Source organism: Methylobacterium sp. AC832 (assembly GCF_979256025.1).
This window is the reverse complement of record NZ_CEEDMV010000001.1, coordinates 513694-538147: the sequence shown is the minus strand read 5'-3', so window position 1 is coordinate 538147 and position 24454 is coordinate 513694. Positions and strand designations below refer to the sequence as shown.

At 65.0% G+C, this 24454-nt stretch carries 20 protein-coding genes; 12 read left to right on the top strand and 8 right to left on the bottom strand.

The genetic code is table 11. From position 1 onward, the window contains the following. The first annotated feature begins 6 nt into the window (after positions 1-6). From AC0IXR_RS02490 to putA, 3 genes are all read left to right on the top strand, one after another. Complete coding sequence (locus AC0IXR_RS02490) at positions 7-804, top strand: hypothetical protein (RefSeq protein WP_471759636.1); 798 nt, start codon at positions 7-9, stop codon at positions 802-804. Between the two features lie 59 nt (positions 805-863). Next, positions 864-1580, top strand: a complete 717-nt coding sequence (locus AC0IXR_RS02485) for a gamma-glutamylcyclotransferase (protein WP_471759634.1) — start codon at positions 864-866, stop codon at positions 1578-1580. Between the two features lie 221 nt (positions 1581-1801). Then, the gene (gene putA, locus AC0IXR_RS02480) at positions 1802-5545 is read left to right on the top strand and encodes a bifunctional proline dehydrogenase/L-glutamate gamma-semialdehyde dehydrogenase PutA (RefSeq protein WP_471759632.1); all 3744 of its coding nucleotides are present in this window, start codon (positions 1802-1804) and stop codon (positions 5543-5545) included. A gap of 167 nt (positions 5546-5712) precedes the next feature. Here putA and AC0IXR_RS02475 read toward each other — a convergent pair whose 3' ends face one another. Continuing rightward, positions 5713-6147 carry an MEKHLA domain-containing protein gene (locus AC0IXR_RS02475; RefSeq protein WP_471760226.1) on the bottom strand — a complete coding sequence of 145 codons (435 nt, stop codon included), beginning with the start codon at positions 6145-6147 and terminating at the stop codon, positions 5713-5715. Between the two features lie 14 nt (positions 6148-6161). Continuing rightward, positions 6162-6521, bottom strand: a complete 360-nt coding sequence (locus AC0IXR_RS02470) for a VanZ family protein (protein WP_056431800.1) — start codon at positions 6519-6521, stop codon at positions 6162-6164. Positions 6522-6909: 388 nt separating this feature from the next. Here AC0IXR_RS02470 and AC0IXR_RS02465 point away from each other — a divergent pair, with 388 nt between their 5' ends. Then, positions 6910-7998: a type I restriction endonuclease gene (locus AC0IXR_RS02465; RefSeq protein ID WP_471759631.1), complete on the top strand. Its 1089-nt coding sequence runs from the start codon at positions 6910-6912 to the stop codon at positions 7996-7998. 235 nt (positions 7999-8233) lie between these two features. Here the strand turns inward: AC0IXR_RS02465 and AC0IXR_RS02460 are convergent, their stop codons facing one another. Then, positions 8234-8998 (bottom strand): SDR family oxidoreductase, encoded by a 765-nt coding sequence (locus tag AC0IXR_RS02460; protein WP_471759630.1) that lies wholly within the window; start codon positions 8996-8998, stop codon positions 8234-8236. Between the two features lie 99 nt (positions 8999-9097). On the opposite strand from AC0IXR_RS02460, the gene AC0IXR_RS02455 reads away from it, so the two are divergent. Next, positions 9098-9487, top strand: coding sequence for a winged helix-turn-helix transcriptional regulator (locus AC0IXR_RS02455; protein ID WP_461229262.1), 390 nt, complete (start codon positions 9098-9100; stop codon positions 9485-9487). Positions 9488-9492: 5 nt separating this feature from the next. Here AC0IXR_RS02455 and dnaE read toward each other — a convergent pair whose 3' ends face one another. Both dnaE and AC0IXR_RS02445 read right to left on the bottom strand, forming a co-directional pair. Further along, complete coding sequence (dnaE, locus tag AC0IXR_RS02450; RefSeq protein WP_471759629.1) at positions 9493-13002, bottom strand: DNA polymerase III subunit alpha; 3510 nt, start codon at positions 13000-13002, stop codon at positions 9493-9495. A gap of 109 nt (positions 13003-13111) precedes the next feature. Then, entirely contained in the window at positions 13112-14974 is a 1863-nt protein-coding gene (locus tag AC0IXR_RS02445; RefSeq protein WP_056431786.1) for an ABC transporter transmembrane domain-containing protein, read from the bottom strand. A gap of 188 nt (positions 14975-15162) precedes the next feature. On the opposite strand from AC0IXR_RS02445, the gene rpmE reads away from it, so the two are divergent. Then, positions 15163-15417 carry a 50S ribosomal protein L31 gene (rpmE, locus tag AC0IXR_RS02440; protein ID WP_018045309.1) on the top strand — a complete coding sequence of 85 codons (255 nt, stop codon included), beginning with the start codon at positions 15163-15165 and terminating at the stop codon, positions 15415-15417. A gap of 120 nt (positions 15418-15537) precedes the next feature. Here rpmE and rcdA read toward each other — a convergent pair whose 3' ends face one another. Further along, entirely contained in the window at positions 15538-16065 is a 528-nt protein-coding gene (gene rcdA, locus AC0IXR_RS02435; RefSeq protein ID WP_471759627.1) for a protease adaptor protein RcdA, read from the bottom strand. Positions 16066-16603: 538 nt separating this feature from the next. Here rcdA and rpmH point away from each other — a divergent pair. From rpmH to AC0IXR_RS02410, 5 genes are all read left to right on the top strand, one after another. After that, positions 16604-16738: a 50S ribosomal protein L34 gene (gene rpmH, locus AC0IXR_RS02430; RefSeq protein WP_018045311.1), complete on the top strand. Its 135-nt coding sequence runs from the start codon at positions 16604-16606 to the stop codon at positions 16736-16738. Between the two features lie 67 nt (positions 16739-16805). Then, positions 16806-17450 (top strand): ribonuclease P protein component, encoded by a 645-nt coding sequence (rnpA, locus tag AC0IXR_RS02425; protein WP_471759625.1) that lies wholly within the window; start codon positions 16806-16808, stop codon positions 17448-17450. Further along, a complete protein-coding gene (gene yidC / locus AC0IXR_RS02420) occupies positions 17443-19287 on the top strand; it encodes a membrane protein insertase YidC (RefSeq protein ID WP_471759624.1) in 1845 nt (614 codons plus the stop codon). The genes rnpA and yidC overlap by 8 nt, the downstream gene beginning before the upstream one ends. Before the next feature lie 192 nt (positions 19288-19479). Further along, a complete protein-coding gene (yihA, locus tag AC0IXR_RS02415) occupies positions 19480-20130 on the top strand; it encodes a ribosome biogenesis GTP-binding protein YihA/YsxC (RefSeq protein WP_056432386.1) in 651 nt (216 codons plus the stop codon). Next, positions 20127-20540, top strand: a complete 414-nt coding sequence (locus AC0IXR_RS02410) for a DUF423 domain-containing protein (protein ID WP_461221082.1) — start codon at positions 20127-20129, stop codon at positions 20538-20540. Before yihA ends, AC0IXR_RS02410 begins: the two co-directional genes overlap by 4 nt. Positions 20541-20687: 147 nt before the next feature. Here AC0IXR_RS02410 and AC0IXR_RS02405 read toward each other — a convergent pair whose 3' ends face one another. After that, positions 20688-21695, bottom strand: coding sequence for a calcium-binding protein (locus AC0IXR_RS02405; RefSeq protein WP_471759623.1), 1008 nt, complete (start codon positions 21693-21695; stop codon positions 20688-20690). Between the two features lie 529 nt (positions 21696-22224). Here AC0IXR_RS02405 and AC0IXR_RS02400 point away from each other — a divergent pair. After that, complete coding sequence (locus tag AC0IXR_RS02400) at positions 22225-22812, top strand: hypothetical protein (RefSeq protein WP_471759622.1); 588 nt, start codon at positions 22225-22227, stop codon at positions 22810-22812. 80 nt (positions 22813-22892) lie between these two features. Here the strand turns inward: AC0IXR_RS02400 and AC0IXR_RS02395 are convergent, their stop codons facing one another. Continuing rightward, the gene (locus AC0IXR_RS02395) at positions 22893-24374 is read right to left on the bottom strand and encodes a short-chain fatty acid transporter (RefSeq protein WP_056452022.1); all 1482 of its coding nucleotides are present in this window, start codon (positions 24372-24374) and stop codon (positions 22893-22895) included. Positions 24375-24454: the final 80 nt, after the last annotated feature.

The following is a 24454-nucleotide window of genomic DNA, read 5'->3' as shown; positions in this document are numbered from 1 at the left end:
CTAGAAATGAAAGCCAAGCACGGCCTCCGGTTTCTAATCCTGCTGTTACTCTCCGTCCCCTCGCTAACGGCGGGAAACATCGTCGCCGTGGCACATACCCCTTACATGACGCAGACGGAGCGATTGACGCTGCCCGATGGCGAGCATGGTGAAATTAGGCTCCTTCACGGAGATGGAATCCTCTTTACTGATCCTGTTCGTCTCCTCGTTCTCGATGGCCGGGGGCGACCGTTAGCGCGCAGCGGCAAGTACTTCCTGATCTCCCTGATTTGCGACGGCACACCAAGATCCTGCCGAGGCTACGTCCACGATACAGCAGGGGTTCTGACGATTGATCCGTCTTCGTTCAGGTCGGCAGACACGACATTGCCGAGCGCGAGCGTCGAAGGCGACGACTTCATGTGGAGCATGGAATCGGGGAACGAGAGTTGGGGATTCGCGGCACGCATGGCGTCGCCCAGCGAGATCGTGGTTCGCGAGTCTGCATTCATCATGGAGCATCCGTATCTCCATGGCTCAGTGATGGGCCTTGGATGCCTCACGGCAGTCCTGGCATTCGTGGGCACCTGGCGTCCGACACATCGCAGCCGCTGGCTACACACTCTCTGGGCTTTCAGCATCCTGTTGCGCGCTATGACTGCGGCACTGGTTCTTTATCTGATATTCGCTCTTTTCGTCGTCATTCCACTCAGCCTTGTGTCGACGCTGCTAAGCTTCACCGTCGGCATTGCTATCGTCCTGGGAATACGAAAACATTGGGGTCGATCCGCATTGATCGTACCGGTTAGCAGCGTCCCGCCCTGAACGCATACGATCAAGGTGGCGGCTTGCTCCGACCGGCCGGTGATGCTCCGATACGGGCCATGCGGCATCGCCCCCTTTCGCTCACCCTCGACCTCATCGCCCTCGCCCATCCGACCCCCGTCGCCGACGATGCGAGCGCCCTGCATCTCATCAGCGATCTCGACCTCGCGCCCGGCCTCGACAGGATGCTCCGGCATCGGCCGACGGAGGACGAAGGGCTCTGGGTGTTCGGTTACGGTTCGCTGATCTGGCAGCCGGAATTCGCCGTGGCCGAGCGGCGCGTCGGCACGGTGAGAGGCTATCACCGGCGCTTTTGCCTGCTGCAGCGGCGGTTTCGCGGGAGCCGCGAACGGCCGGGCCTCGTCCTTGCCCTCGACCGGGGCGGCATCTGCCGCGGAATCGTGTTTCGCCTGAGGGGATCGGATCCGGTCGAGACCCTGATGCCGGTCTGGCGCCGGGAGATGCGCGGCGGAGGCTATGCGGGACGCTGGGTCGTCGTCGAAACCGCGGCCGGGCCGGTCACAGCTCTGACCTTCGTCGTCAACCGCGCCAGCGACCGCTATACCGGGCGCCTCGCGGAGGAGGAGATCGCCGACCGGATCGCCACCGGCGCAGGGCATCTCGGCCCGAGTGCGGAATATCTGTTCCGCACGGCACAGGCCTGCACGGATGCCGGCATTCTCGACGACCATCTCTGGCGGTTGCAGCATCTCGTGGCCGAGCGCCTGGAGGCCGCATATCGACAGCAAGCGGAGCTGCGCGTCGCCACGCGGTAACGGGTCCCTCCTTCCCGCATCGCTGATTTCGAGGTGGAAGAGAGGGCCGGCGACCCGCCCGGAAACTACGCAGGTGCGGCCTCGTTGGTCTGCATCGGCAAGGTCGCTCCGCACAGGTGTGCACGGGCGAATTCCGGTGCATCTTCCTTCGAGGAGATGCCGGATATCGGTGATCGCCCGGGGGCAGCAGCGGGAAGGCTTCGACCCATGAGCCTCATACCATGAGCAAATGCCCACCTCCGACGCCGCTGCCGCCCGATCGTAGGCTGGCTTTCTCTGAATTCGAGGGTCCCGCCGCGCCGCTCGGAGCGCTCCGGGCCAGGGTCCGCGCCGCCCATCGCCGTTCCGAATCCCAATGCGTCGCCTCCTTGATGGCGGAAGTGCATCAAAGTCCGTCGGAGGATGCCGCGGCGACGCATCTGGCGGGGCGCCTCGTCGCGGCCTTGCGCGAGAAAGGCGCGCGCGGGCCCGTCGAGCAGCTGATGCGCGAGTTCAGCCTGTCGAGCGCCGAGGGCGTCGCCCTGATGTGCCTCGCCGAAGCACTTCTGCGCATTCCAGATACGGCGAGCCGCGACGCCCTCATCCGCGACAAGATCGGACATGGCGATTGGCGGTCGCATCTCGGCCATCCCACCTCGCTGTTCGCCGGTGCAGCCGCGTGGAGCCTCGCGCTGACAGGGCGGGTGGTCGGCGTCGAGGACGAGGCCGGCCTGACGGCGGCGCTGACGGGCGTCCTGCGTCGGGCGGGCCAGCCGGCCATCCGCATGGGTGTCGATCTGGCGATGCGGATGCTCGGCGGCCAGTTCGTCACCGGCCGCAGCATCGCCGAAGCGCTCCGCAACAGCCGGCCGAAGGAGGAGAAAGGCTTCCGCTATTCCTATGACATGCTCGGCGAGGCGGCAGTGAATGCAGCGGATGCCGCCCGCTATCTAGCGGATTATGCCGGCGCCATCGCGGCGATCGGTGTGGCCTCGGCCGGGCGCGGGCCTCTCGATGGGCCGGGCATCTCGGTCAAGCTCTCAGCGCTGCACCCGCGCTATGCCCGTGCCCAGCGCGAGCGGGTGATGGACGAGTTGCTGGCGAGGCTGACGGACCTCGCCCTCGCGGCCAGCCGCCATGATATCGGGTTCAACATCGATGCCGAGGAGGCCGACCGGCTCGACCTCTCCCTCGATCTCCTCGAAGCCCTGGCGTCGGACGAGCGTCTTGCCGGCTGGGACGGGCTCGGCTTCGTCGTACAGGCCTATCAGAAGCGCGCGCTCCCCGTGCTGGACGTCGTCATCGATCTCGCGCGGCGGAGCGGACACCGCCTCATGGTCCGCCTCGTCAAGGGCGCATACTGGGATTCGGAGATCAAGCGCGCCCAGGTCGATGCGCTCGACGGTTTCCCGGTCTTCACCCGGAAGCTCCATACCGACGTGTCGTACCTCGCCTGCGCGCGCCGGCTTCTGGCGGCCGGAGACGCGGTATTCCCGCAATTCGCGACCCACAATGCCCGCACGCTCGCCGACATCGTCGCCATGGCGGGGGAAGATTTCCAGCCCGGCGACTACGAGTTCCAGTGCCTGCACGGCATGGGCGAGGCGCTCTACGAGGAGGTGGTCGGCGGCGCGATCCTCGACCGGCCGTGCCGGATCTATGCGCCGGTGGGCTCGCACGACACGCTGCTCGCCTATCTCGTCCGGCGCCTGCTGGAGAACGGAGCAAACTCCTCCTTCGTCAACCGGATCGCCGATCCCGCCGTGACGGTGGGCAAACTCGTCGCCAACCCGCTGGAGCTGGCCCGCCGGGTCGTACCGCCGGGATCGGGCCATCCGGGGATCGCCCTGCCGCGCGATCTCTTCGGCCCGAGCCGCGTGAATGCGCGCGGCCTCGACATGACCGACGAGGACGTGCTCGCGTCCCTCGGTGCGGGCCTGCGGGCGGGTGCGGGGACACCCCGCCTGTGTCGGCCCGTTCCGACGGATGGGTATGACGGCACGGGGCGCGCCGTACTCAACCCCGCCGACCGGAACGACATCGTCGGCCATGTGATCGAGGCGGAGGCGGAGATCGTCGACGCCGCCATCGCGCGTGCGACATCAGCCTCCAGCGCCTGGGCGACGACGGCGCCATCGCGGCGGGCGGGTATCCTGAACGCGGCGGCGGACCGGATCGAGGCGCGACGCGACGCGTTCCTCGGGTTGCTGATCCGGGAAGCCGGCAAGACCCTCGCCGATGCCGTCGGCGAGATCCGCGAGGCGGTGGATTTCCTGCGCTATTACGGAGTGCAGGCAGCGGGATTCGATCCCGCGACTCATCCGCCCCTTGGCGTCGTCGCCTGTATCAGCCCCTGGAACTTCCCCCTCGCCATCTTCATCGGTCAGGTCGCGGCAGCGCTCGCCGCCGGCAATGCCGTCCTCGCCAAGCCAGCCGAGGAAACGCCCCTGGTGGCCGGGCTCGCCGTGGAGATCCTGATCGAGGCGGGAATTCCGGACGGCGTGCTCGGTCTCCTGCCGGGAGACGGTGCGATCGGCGCGCGCCTCGTGGCCGATCCTCGGGTCCAGGGCGTGCTCTTCACCGGCTCGACCGGTGTCGCCAAGGCGATCCAGGCCGAACTGGCCGGGCGGCTCGGACCGGATGGACGGCCGATTCCGTTCGTGGCCGAGACGGGTGGCCAGAACGCCATGGTGGTCGATTCCTCCGCCCTGCCGGAGCAGGTCGTCGCCGATGTGGTGATGTCCGCCTTCAATTCCGCCGGACAGCGCTGCTCGGCGCTTCGCGTGCTCTGCCTTCAGGAGGAGGTCGCCGACCGCATCCTCGCCATGCTCGAAGGCGCCATGGCGGAACTGACGATCGGCAATCCCGACCGGCTCTCCTCCGATATCGGGCCTGTCATCAGCGAGGCTGCGCGGGAGCGAATCGAAGCGCATGTGGCGCGGATGCGGGAGCGCGGCCATGCGGTGCATCGTGTCGCGCTGCCACCCTCCTGCGCGGCCGGCCATTTCGTTCCTCCGACCCTGATCGCCATCGACAGTCTCGACGACCTGTCCGGCGAGGTCTTCGGCCCCGTCCTCCACGTCCTGCGCATTAGACTCGACGATCTCGGCCGGATCGTCGATGCCATCGCCGGGACCGGCTACGGCCTGACCTTCGGCGTCCATAGCCGGATCGACGCTACCGTCTCGCGCCTCGTGGACCGGGTCCATGCGGGCAACATCTACGTCAACCGCAACCTCATCGGGGCCGTCGTCGGCCTTCAGCCCTTCGGCGGCGAAGGCCTGTCGGGGACGGGACCGAAGGCCGGCGGACCGCTCTATCTCCACCGCCTCCTGGCTTCGGTGCCAGCGAAGGCCGGCCTCGTCCGGCGGCCCGCCGCGATGCCCGAGGCGCTGGCGTCCCTGCGCGACGCCCTGTCGGCGGCAGGCCGCGAGACGGACGCGGCGCGCTGCGACGGCTATGCCGAACGGAGCCTCCTCGGGCTCGACATCGCCCTGCCCGGCCCGGTGGGGGAGAGTAACCGCTACAGCCTGCATCCGCGCGGCACGGTCCTGTGCCTGCCGACCAGCGGAACCGGGCTGTTCGCACAGATCGCGGCCTGCCTCGCCACCGGCAACGCGATCCGGCTTCAGATGCCTGCCGCCTTGCAACCTGCGCTCGATATGCTGCCCGGCGCCCTGCGGCGCCAGATCGACATCTCGGCCAAGGCGGAGGCGATGGGCTGCGCGGCGATCCTGGTGGAAGGCGGGGCGGATGCGACCCTCGCGGCGACGCGGAGAGCCGCCGCGCTGCCGGGCGCCATCATCCCAGTCCTCGCCGTGTCGCCAGACGAACTGGAGAAAGGAGCCGACGATTACTCGTTGGAATGGCTTCTCCGGGAGCGCAGCGTCAGCATCAACACCGCGGCGGCAGGCGGCAATGCCGCCCTCATGACCCTCGGCGAGGATAGCGATGCGATCACGCTCCCACCCACCACCTCATCCTGAAGTGCCGAAGCGCAGCGAAGGCCTCGAAGGAGCCCTCCAGCTCGCGTAGCGGGTTCTGGAGCCCTCCTTCGAGGCGGCTATCGCAGCGCCTCAGGACGAGGTTGTGGAAGGGAAGAAAAACGTCACGCTCTCCGCTCGTCGATACCTGTCGAACCGAGGGAACCCTCTCAGACAGAAAAGGTCGCGGCCTGTCCGTGCAGCAGACCGGCCTCGTCCACGAGTTGCCAGACGATGGCGTTGCGGATCGGGAAGCGGGTTCCGTCCTTGCGGATGCGGATGCCGGCATAATTGGCGACGAACCCGTCGCGGGTGACGGCATCGAGCAGGCGCTGACGCTCGGCCCGCTCCGGGGCCTCGGCCGAGAAGCGAGAGGGCAACCCGATGAGCTCGTCCTTCTCGTAGCCGAAGATGCGCAGAGCGGTCAGGTTCGCATAGATGAAACGCGGGTCCTCCGCCCCATCATGGGCCAGGACCGCGAAGAGGGCCTCGGCATAGAGCCAGGCCGCGTCGCCCCCAGACTCGGGCACCAGCGACCGGCCGACGGCACGGCGGAAACTCCCGGTCAGGAGCGTATGGAAACCGGGATCGTTGCAGACATCCACGTCAGGCACCTGTGTCAGCGGGAGGCCGAGGGCCGCTCGAACCGGGCATAGGCGGCCAGGACGAGATAAGCGACGACGCTGCCGAACGCGGCGGCGACTGCCTTCACGAGGAAATCGCTCAACCGCGCATGGCGGGTCGACGACAATTCCTGGCCGAATTCGAGGAGGCCGGCCACCGCCATTCCGGTCATGAGCCCGAGATACCAGCGCTTGGGATAGGCCAGGATCAAGAGGAAGCCGAACAGGGCGTATGCGCTCATCCGCTCGACATTCGCCGAGGCGACGACCGGCCGGAGCCCGATCGGCGACAGCGTCACGAAGACCAGGATCGCGAGGATGACGAAGACCGACAGGCGCAAGAGAGTTCTCGTCATGGGAAATCTGGCTTGACGGCCATCATGTGCATCATGGTGGCCGTCACCATTCTGACGATGCAAATCAAATTCGCACCACCATTTTGGCTCACGCCGTCAGAGCATGGCATGGTTAAAACTTGCTTTCGACTTCGCAACGACACGCGCTGAAGTGCCTTATCATGCTTTATCATCAGTACGCGATGCGAATGAGTATAGCGCTCGCGAGCCCGAAAATACCGCATCCGCTGTCCCCCTCTGATCGAGAGACCCGAGCAGAAACCTAGATGTTGGGACGACTGCTCTGCGTCGCCCCTACGTAGCGGTTGAGTACTCAAGATGGAATTCGCAACGTGATGACATCGCCTGCGTGCGGTGATAGCTTTTTGTGATCAAAGAGGGGGTTTTCATGAGTCTTGACGAAAAAATGCGCACCTTGGCGGATCGCATCAAGTCTCACTCAAGCGCCATGCTGACTGAGGAAGCCGTCAAGACAGCTATCATTCTACCCTTCCTCGCTGCGCTTGACTATGATGTCTTTAATCCAAATGAAGTTGTGCCGGAATTTACAGCTGATGCAGTCGGAAAGAAGGGAGAGAAAGTCGACTATGTCATCAAAATTGATGGGCAAATACGCATACTAATTGAGTGTAAACCGATAACGACTAATCTCGATAAAATACATCTCGCACAACTCTATAGGTATTTTTCTGTCACTTCGGCCAAATTTGCCATCCTTACTAATGGAAGAATTTTTCATTTCCATACTGACCTCGAAGCTCCCAACAAACTCGACGACAGACCGTTTTTTACATTTGAACTCTCAGATATCCATTCGCAATTCCTTTCAGAACTTAAGAAATTTTCCAAATCTGATTTTAACATCGATACCATCCTGCAGTCAGCACACCGCTTAAAGTATACATCTGCCATTAAGAAAGAAATATTGTCTCAAATTGATTCGCCAACCGAAGATTTTGTAAGAATTCTGATATCAAATCTCCAAACCGGCCGTTTTACCGCTGCAATTAGAGAGCAGTTCACACCAATGGTGAAATCTGCTTTTAGAGAGATCATTCGCGACTCTGTTCAATCTCGCCTTTCAACCGCACTTGCCGAAACAGAAATTCTCGATGCTCCGTTGAGTTCACCGGCGGTTGAAGAGGGAGAAGATGTTGTAACGACGGAAGAAGAAAAAGAAGGCTTCATGATAGTTAGAGCAATTGTGCGAGAAGTTATTAAACCAAATCGAATTATCATGCGGGATCAAAAAAGTTATTGCGGAATCCTAGCTGACAACAACAATCGAAAGCCAATAGCACGGCTTCATTTCAATAGGAGCATAAAGTACCTTGGTTTATTCGACGGGGAGAAGGAGGAAAAAGTTAAGATCGATAGCCTTGATCAAATTTATGAGTACACAGATCGCCTGAGGGCGACAGCCCGGCTTTATAGCGAGGGAAGTGCCATGAAAAGCGAGGCTACATTAGGAAGTTAGTTGTATAGAAAAGCAACACGGACGGATTGAGAGTGATGACCTCCGTGCGGTTCTCGAACGTGAAACCTTCCCTCAACTCACTTTGATCCTCACCGTCCCCAGCACCATACGCAGGTTATAAGCGGGCCGCGGCAGCGAGAAGAAGGAGTAAGTCAGACCTTACCCCCGCTGGCGCTCCAGGCTCGCCTCTTTCGCCCGGAGGATTGGTTTCGGCACCGTAAACGAAGCGTCAGTGCTACTCCGCATGCGCCTTGTTGGCGAAGTCGTTCACGGTATCCAAGGCCTGGTCGAACCGCTTCTCGCTTTCCGCGAAGCGCAGGAATCCCACGCGGTCCACCAGGATTTCCGGCGGAGTCGGCTGCGTCGCGAAGAGCATCATTACTTCGTCCATGAAGTCGCCGAGGGGCAGGTACCCCTCCCGCGTCGACTGGCCGGGCGTCAATTCCGTCTGCACGGCGGGCGGCACGAGCTCGATGACCTCGACCCTGCCCTTGAGGGCGTTCCGCAGGCTGACCGTGTAGGAATGGATCGCCGCCTTCGTCGCCGAATAGGTCGGGGTCGAGACCAGCGGCACGAAGGCGAGGCCCGACGAGACGTTGACGACCGCCGCGTCCGGCTGAGCGGAGAGATGGTCGATCAGCGCGTTGGTGAGGCGGATCGGCCCCAGCAGGTTGGTGGTCACCATCGCCTCGGCATCCGCCAGTTCACGGGACCGGGTGAGATCCTCGAACAGCATGATCCCGGCATTGTTGATCAGGACGTTCAGGTCGGGATGGGCGGCGATCACCGTCGCGGCGAAAGCGTCTATCCCGGCCTTGTCCTCGACATCGAGCACATAGCCGACCATGCCGGGATTGGCCTCCGTGACCGCATCGAGCCGATCACGGCGGCGGCCGGCGATGATCACCGTGTTGCCCTGGGCCTGGAAACGCTCCGCCAGTTCGCGGCCGATCCCCGATGCGCCGCCGGTGATGAGAATGGTGTTGCCGCTCGTCTTCATGGGACATCCCTCCTGGTTGTCCCAAACAGATGCCGCGCCTACTCTCCGATGGGTAGAAGGCACCAAAAAGATTTGTACTTACCAAAAGGAGAGCGTGAAATGCCGGCCCCGCACCCACCCGCCGATGCGGATCCGCGCGTCGAGGCGCTGGTTCACGACCTGATCGGCCGCGTCGCCGACAAATGGACGATGCTGGTCCTCGAAATCCTAGAGGAAAGGGGCGAGCTTCGTTTCACCGAACTCAGCCGCTCGATCGGCACGATCAGCCAGAAGATGCTGACTCAGACCCTCCGCCATATGGAGCGGGACGGATTGGTGATCCGCACCGTGCATCCGGTGGTGCCGCCCAAGGTCGAGTACCGGCTGACGGAACTCGGCCAGAGCCTCGGCGCCGCCTTCTGCGGCGTGTGGATCTGGGCCGAGCAGAACCTCGCGGCGGTGGAGACGGCGCGCGAGACGTTCGACGGGCCCCTCCCCTCGGGAGGCTGACCCCGTCAGTTCACTTCGACCTGCACCACACCGGGCACAGCGCGGAGGGCACCCGCGATCTGCGGCGTCGCCTGGTAGCGGCCGGGGAGCTTGACCTCGACCTCCCGGTCGCCGCCGTCGAGGAGGAGGATCAGCGAGACCTCGCCCTCACCGCGCACCTGCAGGCGCTGCTGCACGCTGACGATGGGGCGCTCGTCGCGGAGATAGACGCGCATGCCCTTCTGGTGGCGTGCCACCGCCTCGTCGAGAGGCTCGGCGGTGACGATGCGCGCGCGCACGTCCTCGCCTTCGAGATTGGCCTGGATCTGGAGCACCAGCGGGCGGCCGGGCTCCAGGATCTCGCGGTACTGGCCGAGGCCCTCCTGGAAGATGATCGCCTCGAAATGCCCGGTCTGGTCCGAGAGCGTGACGATGCCGAGCTTGTTGCCGGATTTGGTGCGGCGCTCCGACCGGTCGAGGACGGAGGCGGCGACCTTGCCGACGCTCGAGGTGCCGGCGCGGACCGAGCGGCAGAACTCGGCCCAACTCTGGACGCGCAGCTTCTCCAGCAGGCCGGCATATTCGTCGAGCGGATGGCCCGAGAGGAAAAAGCCGATGGCCTCGTATTCCTTCTTCAGCTTCTCGGCCATGGGCCAGGGCTCGTAGGCGGGCACCCGCAGGGTCACGTCGGCCGAAGCGATGCCGCCGAACATGTCGACGATGCCCGTATTGGCCGCCTCCGCCGCCCCTTGCGCCAGCTTCATCATCGGCTCGACGGCGGCGCAGGCCCGCGCGCGGTCGACCTCGATGCAATCCATGGCGCCGGCCGCCACGAGATTCTCCAGGGTGCGCTTGTTGATGAGGCGCGGGTTGAGCCGGCGCGCCAGGCAGGCGAGGTCCTTGAACGGCGTGTCGCCGCGCGCTTCCACAACGGCCTCGACGGCGGCCCGGCCCACGCCCTTGATGGCGGCGAGCGCATAGCCGATGCGCCCGTCATGGACCTCGAAATTGACGCCCGAGGTGTTGATCGAGGGCGGGTCCACCGGGATGCCGAGGCGCTGGGCGTCCTGGCGGAACTCGGCGAGCTTGTCGGTGACGTCGATGTCGAGCTGCATCGCGGCGGCCAGGAACTCCACCGGGTAGTTCGCCTTGAGATAGGCCGTCTGGTAGGTCAGCAGGGCGTAGGCGGCGGCGTGCGATTTGTTGAAGCCGTAATCGGCGAATTTCGCCAGCAGGTCGAAGATCTCGTTGGCCTTGGCCTCGGTGAGGCCGCGCTCCACCGAGCCCTTCACGAAACGGTCGCGCTGGGCGTCCATCTCGGCCTTGATCTTCTTGCCCATGGCGCGGCGGAGCATGTCGGCGTCGCCGAGCGAGTAGCCGGCCAGAAGCTTGGCCACCTCCATCACCTGCTCCTGGTAGACGATGATGCCGAAGGTCTCCTTGAGGATCGGCTCCAGCTTCTCGTGCGGGTACCAGCTCGCCTCGTTGCCGGCATCGCGGCCGAGCTTGCGCTCGCAATAGACCGGGATGTTGGCCATGGGGCCGGGACGGTAGAGCGCCACGAGGGCGATGATGTCCTCGAACCGGTCGGCCTGCATCTCGACCAGCGCCTTGCGCATGCCGGCGGATTCCACCTGGAACACGCCCACCGTCTCGCCGCGCTTCATCGGCGTGTAGGTCGCCGCGTCGTCGAGGGGCAGCGAGGCGAGATCGACGATGATGCCGCGCTGCGCCAGAAGGTCGGTGCAGCAGCGCAGCATCGTCAGGGTCTTGAGGCCGAGGAAGTCGAACTTCACGAGGCCCGCCGCCTCGACCCATTTCATGTTGAACTGGGTCACCCGCATCCCGGTCTTCGGGTCGCGGTAGAGCGGCACGAGCTGTTCCAGCGGCCGGTCGCCGATGACCACGCCCGCCGCGTGAGTCGAGGCGTGGCGGTGCAGACCCTCGAGCTTCTTGGCGATCTGCATCAGCCGGGCGACGACGGGCTCCTCCTCCATCGCCGCCTGAAGCTTGGGCTCGCCCTCGATGGCCTGGACCAGGGTGACGGGGTTGGCCGGGTTCTGCGGCACCAGCTTCGTCAGCTTGTCGACCTGCCCGTAGGGCATTTCGAGGACGCGGCCGACGTCGCGCAGCACACCGCGCGCCTGCAGCGTACCGAAGGTGATGATCTGCGCGACCTGCTCGTGGCCGTAGCGTTCCTGCACGTACTGGATCACGCGCTCACGACCATCGACGCAGAAATCGATGTCGAAATCCGGCATCGAGACGCGCTCGGGGTTGAGGAAGCGCTCGAACAGCAGGCCGAAGCGCAGCGGATCGAGATCGGTGATCAGAAGCGCGTAGGCAACGAGCGAGCCGGCACCCGAACCACGGCCAGGCCCCACCGGGATGTCGTGGTCCTTGGCCCATTTGATGAAGTCCGACACGATGAGGAAGTAGCCGGGGAATTTCATCTTCACGATGACGTCGAGCTCGAAGGCGAGACGATCGCGATAGACTTGGCTGGTCATGCCCTCGCAAGGGCCGTGCTGGGCAAGGCGCAGTTCCAGCCCGGCCTCGGCCTGGCGGCGCAGTTCGGACGGCTCGTCGAGGGCGATCTCCTCGGCGACATCCGGCGAGACCGCCTCCACGGGCAGCGCGTCGAGAGCGGCAACGACGCCGAAATTCGGCAGGATCGGCTTGCGGGTGCGCACCCGATAGGTGCAGCGCATGGCGATTTCCACGGTGGCGGACAGGGCATCCGGCAGGTCGTGGAAGAGCTTGGCCATTTCGGCGCGGGTCTTGAAGCCGTGGCGCGGAGTGAGCTTGCGGCGGCGCTCGTCCGAAACGAGGCGCCCCTCGGCGATGGCGAGCAACGCGTCGTGGGCGTCGTAATCGTCGGGCTTGGCGAAGAACGGTTCGTTGGTGGCCACGATCGAAAGGCCGTTGGAATCGGCGAGCCGGATCAGCTCGCGCTCCACCATGCGCTCGTCATCGAGCCCGTGGCGCAGGATCTCCACGTAGAGCCGGTCCTCGCCGAAAGCCTGTTTCAGCTGGGCGAGGCGGGCGGCGGCGAGCTCGACACGTCCGCCGCGCAGGGCCGTATCGAGGGGGCCGGTGGTGCCACCCGTCAGAGCGATGAGGCCTTCCGCGTTCTCCGTTAGTGCCTCTACGGTGAGACGGGGCGCATCGCCCAGGGGGCCGTCGAAATAGGCACGGCTCGCCAGACGCAGGAGGTTGCCGTAGCCGGCCTCGCTCTGCGCCAGCACGACGACGTTGGAGGTGGTGATCTGCGACAGCCGCGCCATCGGATCCGGCGCCTCGAAAACCACCGAGAGTTGCATGCCGGCGATGGGCTGGATGCCCGTTCCGGCGGCCTTCTCGGAAAATTCCAGCGCCCCGAACAGGTTGTTGGTGTCGGTGAGTGCCAGCGCCGGCTGCCGGTCGGCGGCGGCCGCCTTGACGATGTCGCCGACCTTCAGCGCCCCTTCGAGCAGCGAGAAGGACGAGTGGACATGGAGGTGGACGAAACCGGGATCTTTGAGGATGCGCGCCATGACTCAACCCATCCCGAGTCGCGGTTCACGGTCCATTACCATTACCACATCCGGCGCATTTGCCTGTGGAGAGGGCCTTTCCCGCAACGCCCCCTCCCCCCATTGCCGCCTATTCGGCCGGCAGGGCGAACCGCTTCGTCTTCGGTTCTTTCCCCCGCGCCGTCTCATCGAGGGCGTCGGTGAATTGCAGGGCGGCCAGCTGCGCGTAGAGCGCCCCCTGCGCCAGCAAGCTCTCATGCGTTCCCGTCTCGACGATCCTGCCGCCGTCGAGGACGAGGATGCGGTCGGCAGCGCGGATCGTGGCCAGCCGATGGGCGATGACCAGGGTCGTGCGCCCCCGCATGAGCGTATCGAGCGCGGTCTGCACCGCGCGCTCGCTCTCGGCATCGAGGGCCGAGGTCGCTTCGTCGAGGAGCAGGATCGGCGCGTCCTTGAGAATGGCGCGGGCAATGGCGACACGCTGGCGCTGACCGCCGGACAGGGTGACGCCGCGCTCGCCGACCTGCGTGTCGTAGCCCTGCGGCAGGGCGCGGATGAAGCCATCCGCATGGGCGAGTTCCGCCGCGCGATGAACCTCGGCCTCGCTCGCCCGTGGGCGACCGTAGCGGATGTTCTCGATCACCGAGCCGGAGAAGACAGTGGGATCCTGCGGCACGAGGGACATGCGCTCGCGCAGGGCATCCGGATCGACGCTGGCGATGTCGATTCCATCGACGCGCACGATGCCGGATTGCGGATCGTAGAAGCGCAGCAATGCCTGCAGCACCGTGGTCTTGCCAGCCCCCGAAGGGCCGACGAGGGCGACGCGCTCCCCATGCGCCACTTGGAAGCTGATCCCGTCGAGGGAGGGATGCTCCGGCCGGGTCGGATAGGTCAGGCGGACCGATTCGAAGGCCACCTCGCCGCGCGGCGGCACCGGCAGGAGTTTCGGCTCGGCGGGTGCGCGGATCGCGGGCTCGGCGGCCAGGATCTCGCCAAGGCGTTCGGCGGCTCCGGCGGCCTGCGCGAGTTCGCCGTAGACCTCGGAGAGCTGGCCCAGCGCGCTCGCGCCGAACACGGCGTAGAGCACGAATTGCGAGAGCTGGCCCGCCGTCATCGTGCCGGCCAGCACCCCTTGGGCGCCGTACCACATCACCCCGACGACGCTGGCGGAGATGAGGAAGATCGCGACGCCGGTGAGCAGGGCGCGCGCCTTCACCGAGTCACGAGCGGCCGAATAGGCATTCTCGGAAGCCTGCCCGAAATGCTCCGCCGTGGCGCGACCCATGCCGAAGGCCTGCATGGTGCGAATCGCCCCGATCGCCTCCGCCGCATAGGCCGAGGCGTCGGCCAGCCGGTCCTGCGCCGCGCGGGAACGCCGCCGCACGCCGCGTCCGGACAGGATCAGCGGGAACACGATGAGCGGGATCGCCACGAGAACCAGGATCGACAGTTTGGGACTGGTGATGACCATCATCACCACCGCGCCGACGAACAGGAAGGCGTTTCGCAGCAGGATCGAGATGGAGACCCCGAACACGGCCTTGACCTGGGTCGCGTCGGCGGTGAGCCGGGAGACGATCTCGCCCGATTGCGTACGGTCGAAGAAAGCGGGATCGAGGATGGTGAGGCGGGCGAAGACCGCGCTGCGCAGGTCCGCGACCACGCGCTCACCCAGCGTCACCACGGTGTAGTACCGGGCGGCACTCGACAGGGCGAGCACCGAGACCACGCCGATCAGAGCCATGAAGTAAGCGTCGATGACGCTGTGGCCTTCGGGCGAGAAGCCGTGGTCTATCACCCGGCGCAGGGCGATCGGCACCACGAGGGTCGCAACCGAGGCCGAAAGCAGCGACAGGAACGCCGCGAGGATGCGACCGCGATAAACCAAGGCGAAGGGAATCAGCGGCCTCAGCGACCCGAGAGGAGCTTTGCCGCGACCGTTGCCGCCCGGGCCTTCGCCCTGTGAATTCTTTTTACGCCCGCGAGCCATCGTGCCTCGTCATCATCCCCGACACAGAATCGGTTTCAAGAAAATAGCGGTCCCGGCGATCTCCCGCGCCCGACCGCTTGTTCGGAAGAAGCACGTGGGGTATAGGCCCGCCTTCATCCGATTGCGCGTGATCTAAGGCCGCGGGCCGCCAGGCGGGCCGGTCGGCGTGGCTATTCAAGGATTTCGTCATGGCAAAGAGTGCGGCCGACAAGGCCAAGGGTACCGAACATCCCGACTACCATTTCATCAAGGTCGTGATGACCGATGGGTCCGACTACATGACCCGGTCGACCTACGGCAAGGAGGGCGACACCCTCAACCTCGACATCGACCCGAATACGCACCCGGCCTGGACTGGCGGCGAGCAGAAGATGCTCGATCGCGGCGGCCGTGTTTCTCGGTTCAACTCGCGCTTCGGCGCCCTGTCCTTCGGCAAGAAGTGATTCGAGCGAACTGACCGCCGCGACCGGTTAGTGGCGGCGGAGGGTTCTTGAAACGCGAAAGGGCGGCGCCATCGAGGCGCCGCCCTTTCGCGTTTCAGGCCATCGAAGCCCAACCCCGTTTCAGTGGGCGGTACCGAAGGCGCTCCGCAGCAGACCCTGCTGCGCGGCGACGGGGCTTTCCCCGAAGACCGGGGTCGGGCGGTCGTCGGAGATGAGGCCGTCGAGATGCAGGATGCGGGCGTGGAGCCGGCGCGAGCGGACGGTGAGGTCCTGAAGGCGGGCCGGGAGAGTGACGAAGATCTCGGCGCGGAAGGTCTCCGGTGTCGCGAGACGGACGCGGGTCTTCTCCTGGAGGGCCTGGGCGGGGGTGATCTCGCCCTCCGACACGGCACGCTGCACCAGAAGCCACGACGCGATCTGCATCAGCCGGGTGGTGAGGCGCATGCTCTCGCTGGCATAGGACAGGGTGCTGTCGCGCGACAGCAGACGCGATTCCTCGCGCCCATCGCCATCGAGATAGGCCGCGGCCTCTTCGACCATGGTCATGCCTTCGCGGAACAGGACGCGAAAGGCCTCGGAATTCACATACGTGTCGCCGAAGTTGACCCAGTCCCGCTCGTCGCGAAAGGTGACATCCAACTCGTTCATCCTGCCTCCTGTGCCGCTACCGGACCGCTTTGTCCCGATCTGAGACACGATCAGTGCGTTCGCGACCAGAGGCGCAACACTAGCGCCGAACGTGCCGCCCCGCGCCGTTGACCGGAGATTAACGTTAATGGGCCGGACTGGTGCCGATGAAACCGCATTTGGCGACGTCGTTCCGCGAATCGGCGGAACGAAAAAAAAGCCGCCCGGAGGGGCGGCTTTGGTGAAGTCGACAGAGGCATCAAAACAGCGGCAGACCGAAATCTGCCCCACATCCGGAAAACCGGATATGATTTCTTCATAGGCTGAAAAGGTTAACGCCCGACTAAGGGCGGACACGGTCCGGCGACAGAACGGGCGCTGGGAAATGCCCGCGCCAGAATTGACTTCGCCCCCCCTCTCCGCCATAAGCCGCGCCATCGCGTTGCCGCGCCCCATGTGGGCGCTCTTCGCGCTTGCAGACATATTTCAGGGCGAGTGAAGATGTCGGTGGGGCTCCTGCAGCCAGCCGGATCGATCCTCGGCCATCGGAGATCGCGCCATGAAGAGAACCTATCAGCCCAGCAAGCTCGTGCGTAAGCGTCGTCACGGCTTCCGCGCTCGCATGGCGACGGCCGGCGGCCGCAAGGTCATCGCTGCCCGCCGCTCGCACGGTCGCAAGAAGCTCTCGGCCTGATTTCTAGGCGCCCCGGCGGCGTAGTCCGCTGGGGTAGGCCTTGATCAACCCGAGGCTTGCCCAAGCGATGACCTCGCCCCTTGGCCGCAGGATCGAACCGGCAGTGTCGACGATCGGACGGCTGAAGCGGAGACCGGACTTTCTTGCTGCTGCGGGAGGGCGCCGTTTTCACACCGAGCTCATGAGTGCCCAAGGCCGGCTGCGTCATGCGGCCGGCACGCCTGTGCCTGCTACCTCGGAGAGCGCAGCGGTCGATGGACTTCGCATCGGCTTCACGATCACCAAGCGGGTCGGTCACGCGACGGAGCGCAACCGCATCCGCCGCCGATTGCGCGATGCCGTGAAGCGCGCAGCAGCCGAGTTGCCGTCCGCCGAGGCCGATATCGTGCTCGTGGCCCGTCGCCCCGCTCTGCATGCGCCTTTCGACACGCTGGTCGCCGATCTGCGCCGTTCCGTTGGCGCGGTGATCATGCCGAGCGACGGCAGGCAGCAGGGCCAGAAGAACCGCCCCGGACGTGGGAAAGGTCGCTCCGGCGCGGCCAACCCGGCCGATGCCGTGAAAGGCCCGGTTCGCGGCGACCCGACACCATCCTGCCATCATGCGGCCGATGCGCCCCTGCAGCACGAGGCGCAGTCGATGCCTCGCGCGGCGAGCGGAGCCTTCGACGCCTCCCCTCCTTCGAACACACGCGACGGATCTCTCGATGGGTAATGACAAGACGAACATGATCGTCGCGATCGCCTTGTCGCTGGCGGTCCTGCTCGGGTGGAACTACTTCATCGCCGCCCCCCGCGTGGAGCAGCAGCGTCAGGCCGAGCTTCAGAACAAGGCTGCTGCCCAGGCTGCCAACCCGACCGGCGCTCCTTCGGCGAGCCCGGCGGAAGGCGGTCCCTCGGCTCCCGTTCCGGGCACCCTGCCGAACGCGGCCGTATCGGTGGAGAGCCGCGAGGTAGCCCTGGCCCGTTCCCCGCGCGTGGCCATCGACACCCCGGCCCTGGCCGGTTCGATCGCCCTGAAGGGTGGCCGCGTCGATGACGTCTCGCTCAAGGGCTACCACGAGACCGTGAGCGATTCGAGCCCGCGCATCGTGCTGCTCTCGCCCACCGGTAGCGCGAACCCGTATTACGCGGAATTCGGCTGGGTCGGTCAGAACACAGGCCCCCTCCCCACGGGCGACACGGTGTGGACCGCCGATGCCGCCGCGCTGACGCCGGCAAAGCCTCTGACCCTCACTTACGACAACGGCGCAGGCCTGCTGTTCAAGCGCGTCATCGCCGTCGACGACAAGTTCATGTTCACGATCCGCGACGAGGTCGAGAACAAGGGGGCAAGCGCCGTCACGCTGTATCCGTATGGGCTGGTCTCGCGCTGGGGCAAGCCGACGACGCAGGGCTATTACGTGCTGCATGAGGGCATGATCGGCGTCCTCGGCGCCGATGGCCTGCAGGAATACACCTACGATCACGTTGCCAAGGAGCCGGCGCTCGGCAATGCCGGCACCAAGGGCAAGGCCTGGGCGAACGTGAGCGGCGGCTTCGTCGGCATTACCGACAAGTACTGGGCCGCGGCCACGATCCCGGACCAGGCCACCCCCTATACCGGCAGCTTCACCGAACGCACCGACGGTGCCACCAAGGTCTATCAGGCCAGCGTGCGCGGCGATGGCCGCAGCGTCGAGCCGGGCGCGACCGTGACGTCGACCCAGCAGCTCTTCGCCGGTGCCAAGGAAGTCAACACGATCAACGGCTACCAGAAGGATCTCGGCATCAAGCAGTTCGATCTGATGATCGACTGGGGCTGGTTCCACTTCATCACCAAGCCGATGTTCCGCGCGTTGGACTTCTTCTTCCATCTGTTCGGCAATTTCGGCGTGTCGATCCTGGTGGTGACCTTCTGCCTGAAGCTGCTGTTCCTGCCGATCGCCAACAAGTCGTACCAGTCCATGGCCAAGATGAAGGCCGTGCAGCCGGAGATGGCCTCGATCCGCGAGCGCTACGGCGACGACAAGATGAAGCAGCAACAGGCGATGATGGAGCTGTACAAGAAGGAGAAGATCAACCCGGTCGCCGGCTGCTGGCCGGTGCTGATCCAGATCCCGGTCTTCTTCGCGCTCTACAAGGTCCTGTTCATCACCATCGAGATGCGGCATGCGCCGTTCTTCGGCTGGATCCAGGATCTCGCCGCTCCCGATCCGACGAACATCCTGAACCTGTTCGGGCTCCTGCCCTTCGCTGCCCCGGACTTCATCCATCTCGGCATCTGGCCGATCGTGATGGGCATCACGATGTTCATCCAGATGAAGATGAATCCCGCGCCGCCGGACCCGGTCCAGGCGCAGATCTTCACCTTCATGCCCATCGTGTTCACTTTCATGCTCGGCTCGTTCCCGGCCGGTCTGGTGATCTACTGGGCCTGGAACAACACCCTCTCGGTCATCCAGCAATACGTCATCATGCGCCGTAACGGCGTGAAGGTGGAGTTGTGGGACAACCTCGGTGGGATGTTCAAGAAGAAGCCCGCCGACAAGAACGCACCGGCCAAGAGCTAGGCTTCGCGTTCTTCTCAACGAGACCACCCCGGCTCCTCATCCCGAGACGCCGGAGCGAAGCGGAGGCCTCGAAAGAGGCCTCCAGGACCCGACGCGGTTTCTGGACGCCTCCTTCGAGGCCGCTTCGCGGCACCTCAGGATGAGGTCGATGGTGGGACACGTCACGTTTCCCTCTCTCAGCCGGAGACCATGATGACCGAGCCCGAAGCCGACGCAGCCCTCCTCGAATCCGGCCGCCTGCTGTTCGCGGGAGTGGCCGATTTCCTGTCCTCCGCGCCGAACGTCGCCGCGCTGCCGCCGATGAAGGGCGTCGAGATCGCCTTTGCCGGGCGCTCCAATGTCGGCAAGTCGAGCCTCGTCAACGCACTGACCGGCCGCAATACCCTGGCGCGGACGTCGCATACGCCGGGCCGGACGCAGCAACTCAACTTCTTCGATATCGGCGGGCGACTGACCCTGGTGGACATGCCCGGCTACGGCTACGCGGCCGTGGAGAAGACCAAGGTCGAGGCCTGGACCGACTTGATCCACGACTACCTCAAGGGTCGCGCCAATCTCGCCCGCGTCTTCATGCTGATCGATTCCCGCCACGGATTGAAGAGCATCGATACCGACGTGCTCGACGGGCTCGACAAGGCCGCCGTGAGCTATCAGATCGTCCTGACCAAGGGCGATGCCCTGAAGAAGGCCGAAGTCGATGCGCGCATTGCCGGCATCCGCTCCGCCATCGCCAAGCGCCCGGCGGCCTACCCTGAGATCCTGATCACATCCAGCCGCGACGACCGTGGCGTGCCGGAACTACGGGCGAGCGTCGCCCGGATCCTGGCCGAGCGCGGCGCATGACCGGCTTCGACCGCGCCCTCCTTGCTCTCGGCGCGCTCGCCGGCCTGCTCGGCGTCGCCGCTAGCGCGGCCGCGGCCCATATCCCCGGAGCCGACAGCCTGAAGACGGCGGCGCAGTTTCTGCTGTTCCACGCGCCCGCCATCATCGCACTCGTGGCCCTGACGGCCACCGGGCTCACTCACCGCCTCACGACCCGGGTCGCCGCTGCCGCCCTGGTGATCGGACTCGCGCTGTTCTCCGGTGATCTGTCCTTGCGCGCCCTGAAGGGCATTCCCCTCTTTCCGATGGCCGCGCCGACCGGCGGCGTCATCCTCATGGCCGGCTGGCTGGTCGCGGCATTGGCCGCTTTCGTTCCGGCGCGGACCCGACAGGGTCCACTTGGCCAGCACCCGCCCGCAATTCGATCCTAGCGACACCTCGACCCTGGGCGCGTTCGTCCAAAGTCGAGGGGCGGTTCGGAGTGGCACCCGGTCCTTGCAGTGCCTCGAGAAAGTTCCGGTTCACATACGGCTCTCGTTCCGAACCCTAGAGCAGAACGGAAGTTCTACGGGTGGGACTCAGACGAACAGGAAATCGGTCGCGTGCAGATCCGCGACCTGCAGGCCGGCGAGCCTGATGCTGCCCTCGTCATACTGAATGACGACGCCGGCGCTGGTGTTCTCGGCGTGAGAGACCACGGCGGCAAAGGAGCCCAGCACATCCTTCTCCAGGCGAATGACGTCGGGCGAGCCCGATCCGGGGCTGAAGTCGGTGATGACGTCCTTGCCCGTGAGCCGATCGAAAACGAAGGTATCGCGGCCGGCGCCGCCGGTCAGTCTGTCGTTGCCGGTCCCGCCGATCAGCATGTCATTGCCGTCATCGCCTCGGAGCGAGTCGTTGCCGGCGTCGCCGAACAGGATGTCGGCGCTCGACCCGCCGTTCAGTACGTCCTTCCCCTCGCCCCCGAACAGCTTGTCCGACGAGCCATCCCCCGAAAGGACATCGTCGCCGCTGGCGCCCACGACCCGGTCCACCCCGTCCCCACCCTGAAGCGTGTCGTTGCCGGCACCGCCATTGAGTTGGTCGTCCCCGATGTTGCCGCTCAGGAGATTGTTGGCGGCATCACCCGTAAGTTTATCGTTCTGGTCGGTCCCACTGACATTCTCGACGCCGGAGACGGTTTGCTTGCCTTCTTCACCGCCGACGATGAAGTAAGACTTCTGGCTCAGATTGACGTTGGCGGCTCGGTCGAAAGCAAAGAACGCGAGGGTATCGGTACCCGACTGGCCATAAACGTCGTCGATGAACAAGTCGTAGCGCATGACGAACCGGTCGTCGCCAGATCCGCCGTAGAGCGTGTCGACGCCGTTATCTCCGATCAGCAGATCGTTGCCACCGCCGCCATAGAGGGTGTCGCTGCCGATATAATTCGTTGCCGAATCGGAGTCGCCAAAAATGGTATCATCCCCGCCTCGACCGTAGATCACATCGTTACCACTGTAGCCGAGAATATAGTCTTTCTCGTCAGTCACACCCGTGGTGTAATCTATGAGATCAGCCTGACCCGTGCCCATTACATACGCCATGACGTTCCTTTCCTTCGCATTCTCCAACGAGGATCGATTTGCATGACTAGCCTAGCCTTTTGCAGGCAGACAGGCAATAACGGAATATATACTTGATTTATAGAAGTATTTATCAGACATCTGGTCTTTGTTTGCAGTTTTCAACGCCCTCGACGCCTTATCCCTGATGGCCTCCTTCACGGGATCGAGGTGTTCGCCCAATGAGGGGACGGCGCGGAATCATCCTTTGGGAGTGCCCAACCCCGATAGGCGGGGCATGAAATCTCGGCGCTCAGACGAGAGGATCAGTCATCACCGGCAGGGTGAAGTCGGCAATATTGAATGCTCCACGCCATCGGCCGGGCATCCGAATGGATCGAGACGACACAGGCTACAGCGAGATCCCGTTCACCCGCGTTACCACCGCCCTGATCACGGAGCGGCGCTGACGCACCGGTTCGCCGTGACCGCCTTCTAGATCACCGTCGCCATCGGCCTGCGGGGGTGATGGTATACGCTCTCTCACCCCCCGCGCCGGAGGGAGGATCGCTTGCTGAAACCCTGGATTCTGTTCGCCGCCTGCCTCGCGGCCATCCCCGTCCGCGCCGCGCCGATCGAGGAGAACGAGCCGCTGGTGATGCGGATCATCTTCGAGGATTGCCTCGGTTATATCCGCCACGGCCGCACGCCGTTCCAGGGGCTCGCGACGCGGCCCGCCTCACGCGAGGCGATCGACACCATCCCGCGCCTGGCGCCGGACCGGGAGAAGGCAGTGGAGCTTTTATCGCCGCGCTACGTCGCATCCTGGGGGCAGGACGGACACGGCCGGCATTGCCTCATCCGTACGGTCTGGCAGGCCGAGCCGGACGCCCGGCCAATGCGCCTTGGCGTGCGAAGTGATGGCTTCCTCCAGCGCGTCGATGCGCGCGCCCGCGCCGAGGGTCTGACGAGCAGCGGTATGGCGGATGCATTCACGCCGATATCCGTCAGCTCCTGGTCCGAGGGCGAAACCGGCCATGACAGCGGTCCGCTGCGGCCGGTCAGTTTCTCGCTCGTGGCCTCGGCCGCCGACGAGGCTGGGGGCCTCGCCGATGCCGGCGTGATCGCCATGGGCGGTCCGCCGCAGGGACGCCCTTGAAAGCCCGCCCCTCGTCCTATGCGGTAGATCGGCGGGCTCGCGCCACGTAATCGGGTCAGGCCCGAGAAACAGGCCAGCCCCTACGGCATCACCGGAGGGTGGTAGGTAAGCGTGAAGGCGAGCGCCCAGAGCAGGAACAGCACCACCGGCAGATGGATGATGAGCTGAAGGAAGCTGAACCCTACGATGTCGCGGGCCTTGAGGCCGAGGATGCCGAGAAGCGGCAACATCCAGAACGGGTTGATCAGGTTCGGCAGCGCTTCGGCAGCGTTGTAGATCATCACCGCCCAGCCGAGATGGACCTGCAGCTCGTTGGCCGCCTGCATCACGTAGGGCGCTTCCAGCAGCCATTTGCCGCCGCCCGATGGCACGAAGAAGCCGAGCACCGCCGAATAGACGCCCATGGAAATCGGGAAGCTGCCCGTGGTGTTAAGCGCCACGAACGCGTGAGTGATGACATCCGAGACCGAGGTACCGCCCGCGTTCTTCGCGTTGGTCAGCATGGCGCTGATCGCCGCGTAGAGGGGGAACTGGATCAGCACACCGGCAGTGGCCGGCACCGCCTTCGCCACGGAGGCGAGGAAGTTCCGCGGCCGCCAATGCAGCAGCAGGCCGAGGGTGAGGAAGAGCAGGTTGTAGGTGTTGAGGTTGGAGATCGCGGTGATCCAGGATTGGCGCGCGAATTCCTGGTAGAGCCAGCCGGCGGCGATGATGACGAGGAGCAGGGTCAGGATCGGCGAATGCTCCAGCCATTCCGAAGGCTGCTGCGGCCGGGACTCGTCCGGCTTGTCGCGCGAGACGTCGAGGCCGAGATCGTCGGCCGTCACGGCGGTGGCGGGCTGCGGCGCCGAGACATAGGCGATGATGATCGAGATCACGAAGAGGATCAGGGCGATCAGCATCGACTGCCAGAGGAAGATCGTCTCGCTGAACGGGATCACGCCGGTGATCGGCAGCAGGCTCGGCGGCAGGCTCTTGGGATTGGCCTGCAACTGCGCGGCCGATGAGCTGAGCCCCATGGCCCAGGTGGCGCCGAGCCCGAGATAGGCAGCGGCACCGGCGGCCCGGTAATCCATGCGAAGTTCGGTGCGGCGGGCGAGCGCGCGGGCGAGAAGGCCGCCGAAGATCAGGCTGAGGCCCCAGCTCAGGAACGACGACAGCATCGTCGCCGCCGCCACGAAGCCGACCGCGCCCCGGCCGGTCTTCGGCACGAGGGCGAGCCGGTCGATCAGCCGCTGCACCGGCGGCGCCGTCGCCACCACGTAGCCGCCGATGGTGACGAAGGCCATCTGCATGGTGAAGGGGATCAGGCTCCAGAACCCGTCACCGAAGCTCTTGGCCACCGTCATCGCAGGCGCGCCGTTGGCCAGCGCCCCGAGGGCCACGATGACCACCGCGATGGCCACGAAGATGAACGCGTCGGGAAACCAGCGCTCGGCCCAGACGGTGAAGCGGATGCCGAGGCGGGACAGGGCGCCATCGGTGGCGACTTCGCCGACGGGGCGGCCGGTTCCCGGTTTGGACGGAACCGGATCGCGGGATTCTGGACTGGGTGCCGACATCTGAAATCCCGCCGTGATCCGGCCTGGTCCACCAAGCCGATGCCGTGCATGTTGCCCAAACATGGAGCGGGCTCAAGCCC

Coding starts and splice junctions, on each gene's coding strand:
- AC0IXR_RS02490 (WP_471759636.1), top strand. CDS start 7: ATGAAAGCCAAGCACGGCCTCCGGTTTCTAATCCTGCTGTTACTCTCC.
- AC0IXR_RS02485 (WP_471759634.1), top strand. CDS start 864: ATGCGGCATCGCCCCCTTTCGCTCACCCTCGACCTCATCGCCCTCGCC.
- putA (WP_471759632.1), top strand. CDS start 1,802: ATGAGCAAATGCCCACCTCCGACGCCGCTGCCGCCCGATCGTAGGCTG.
- AC0IXR_RS02470 (WP_056431800.1), bottom strand. CDS start 6,521: ATGACGAGAACTCTCTTGCGCCTGTCGGTCTTCGTCATCCTCGCGATC.
- AC0IXR_RS02465 (WP_471759631.1), top strand. CDS start 6,910: ATGAGTCTTGACGAAAAAATGCGCACCTTGGCGGATCGCATCAAGTCT.
- AC0IXR_RS02460 (WP_471759630.1), bottom strand. CDS start 8,998: ATGAAGACGAGCGGCAACACCATTCTCATCACCGGCGGCGCATCGGGG.
- AC0IXR_RS02455 (WP_461229262.1), top strand. CDS start 9,098: ATGCCGGCCCCGCACCCACCCGCCGATGCGGATCCGCGCGTCGAGGCG.
- dnaE (WP_471759629.1), bottom strand. CDS start 13,002: ATGGCGCGCATCCTCAAAGATCCCGGTTTCGTCCACCTCCATGTCCAC.
- AC0IXR_RS02445 (WP_056431786.1), bottom strand. CDS start 14,974: ATGGCTCGCGGGCGTAAAAAGAATTCACAGGGCGAAGGCCCGGGCGGC.
- rpmE (WP_018045309.1), top strand. CDS start 15,163: ATGGCAAAGAGTGCGGCCGACAAGGCCAAGGGTACCGAACATCCCGAC.
- rcdA (WP_471759627.1), bottom strand. CDS start 16,065: ATGAACGAGTTGGATGTCACCTTTCGCGACGAGCGGGACTGGGTCAAC.
- rpmH (WP_018045311.1), top strand. CDS start 16,604: ATGAAGAGAACCTATCAGCCCAGCAAGCTCGTGCGTAAGCGTCGTCAC.
- rnpA (WP_471759625.1), top strand. CDS start 16,806: ATGACCTCGCCCCTTGGCCGCAGGATCGAACCGGCAGTGTCGACGATC.
- yidC (WP_471759624.1), top strand. CDS start 17,443: ATGGGTAATGACAAGACGAACATGATCGTCGCGATCGCCTTGTCGCTG.
- yihA (WP_056432386.1), top strand. CDS start 19,480: ATGACCGAGCCCGAAGCCGACGCAGCCCTCCTCGAATCCGGCCGCCTG.
- AC0IXR_RS02410 (WP_461221082.1), top strand. CDS start 20,127: ATGACCGGCTTCGACCGCGCCCTCCTTGCTCTCGGCGCGCTCGCCGGC.
- AC0IXR_RS02405 (WP_471759623.1), bottom strand. CDS start 21,695: ATGGCGTATGTAATGGGCACGGGTCAGGCTGATCTCATAGATTACACC.
- AC0IXR_RS02395 (WP_056452022.1), bottom strand. CDS start 24,374: ATGTCGGCACCCAGTCCAGAATCCCGCGATCCGGTTCCGTCCAAACCG.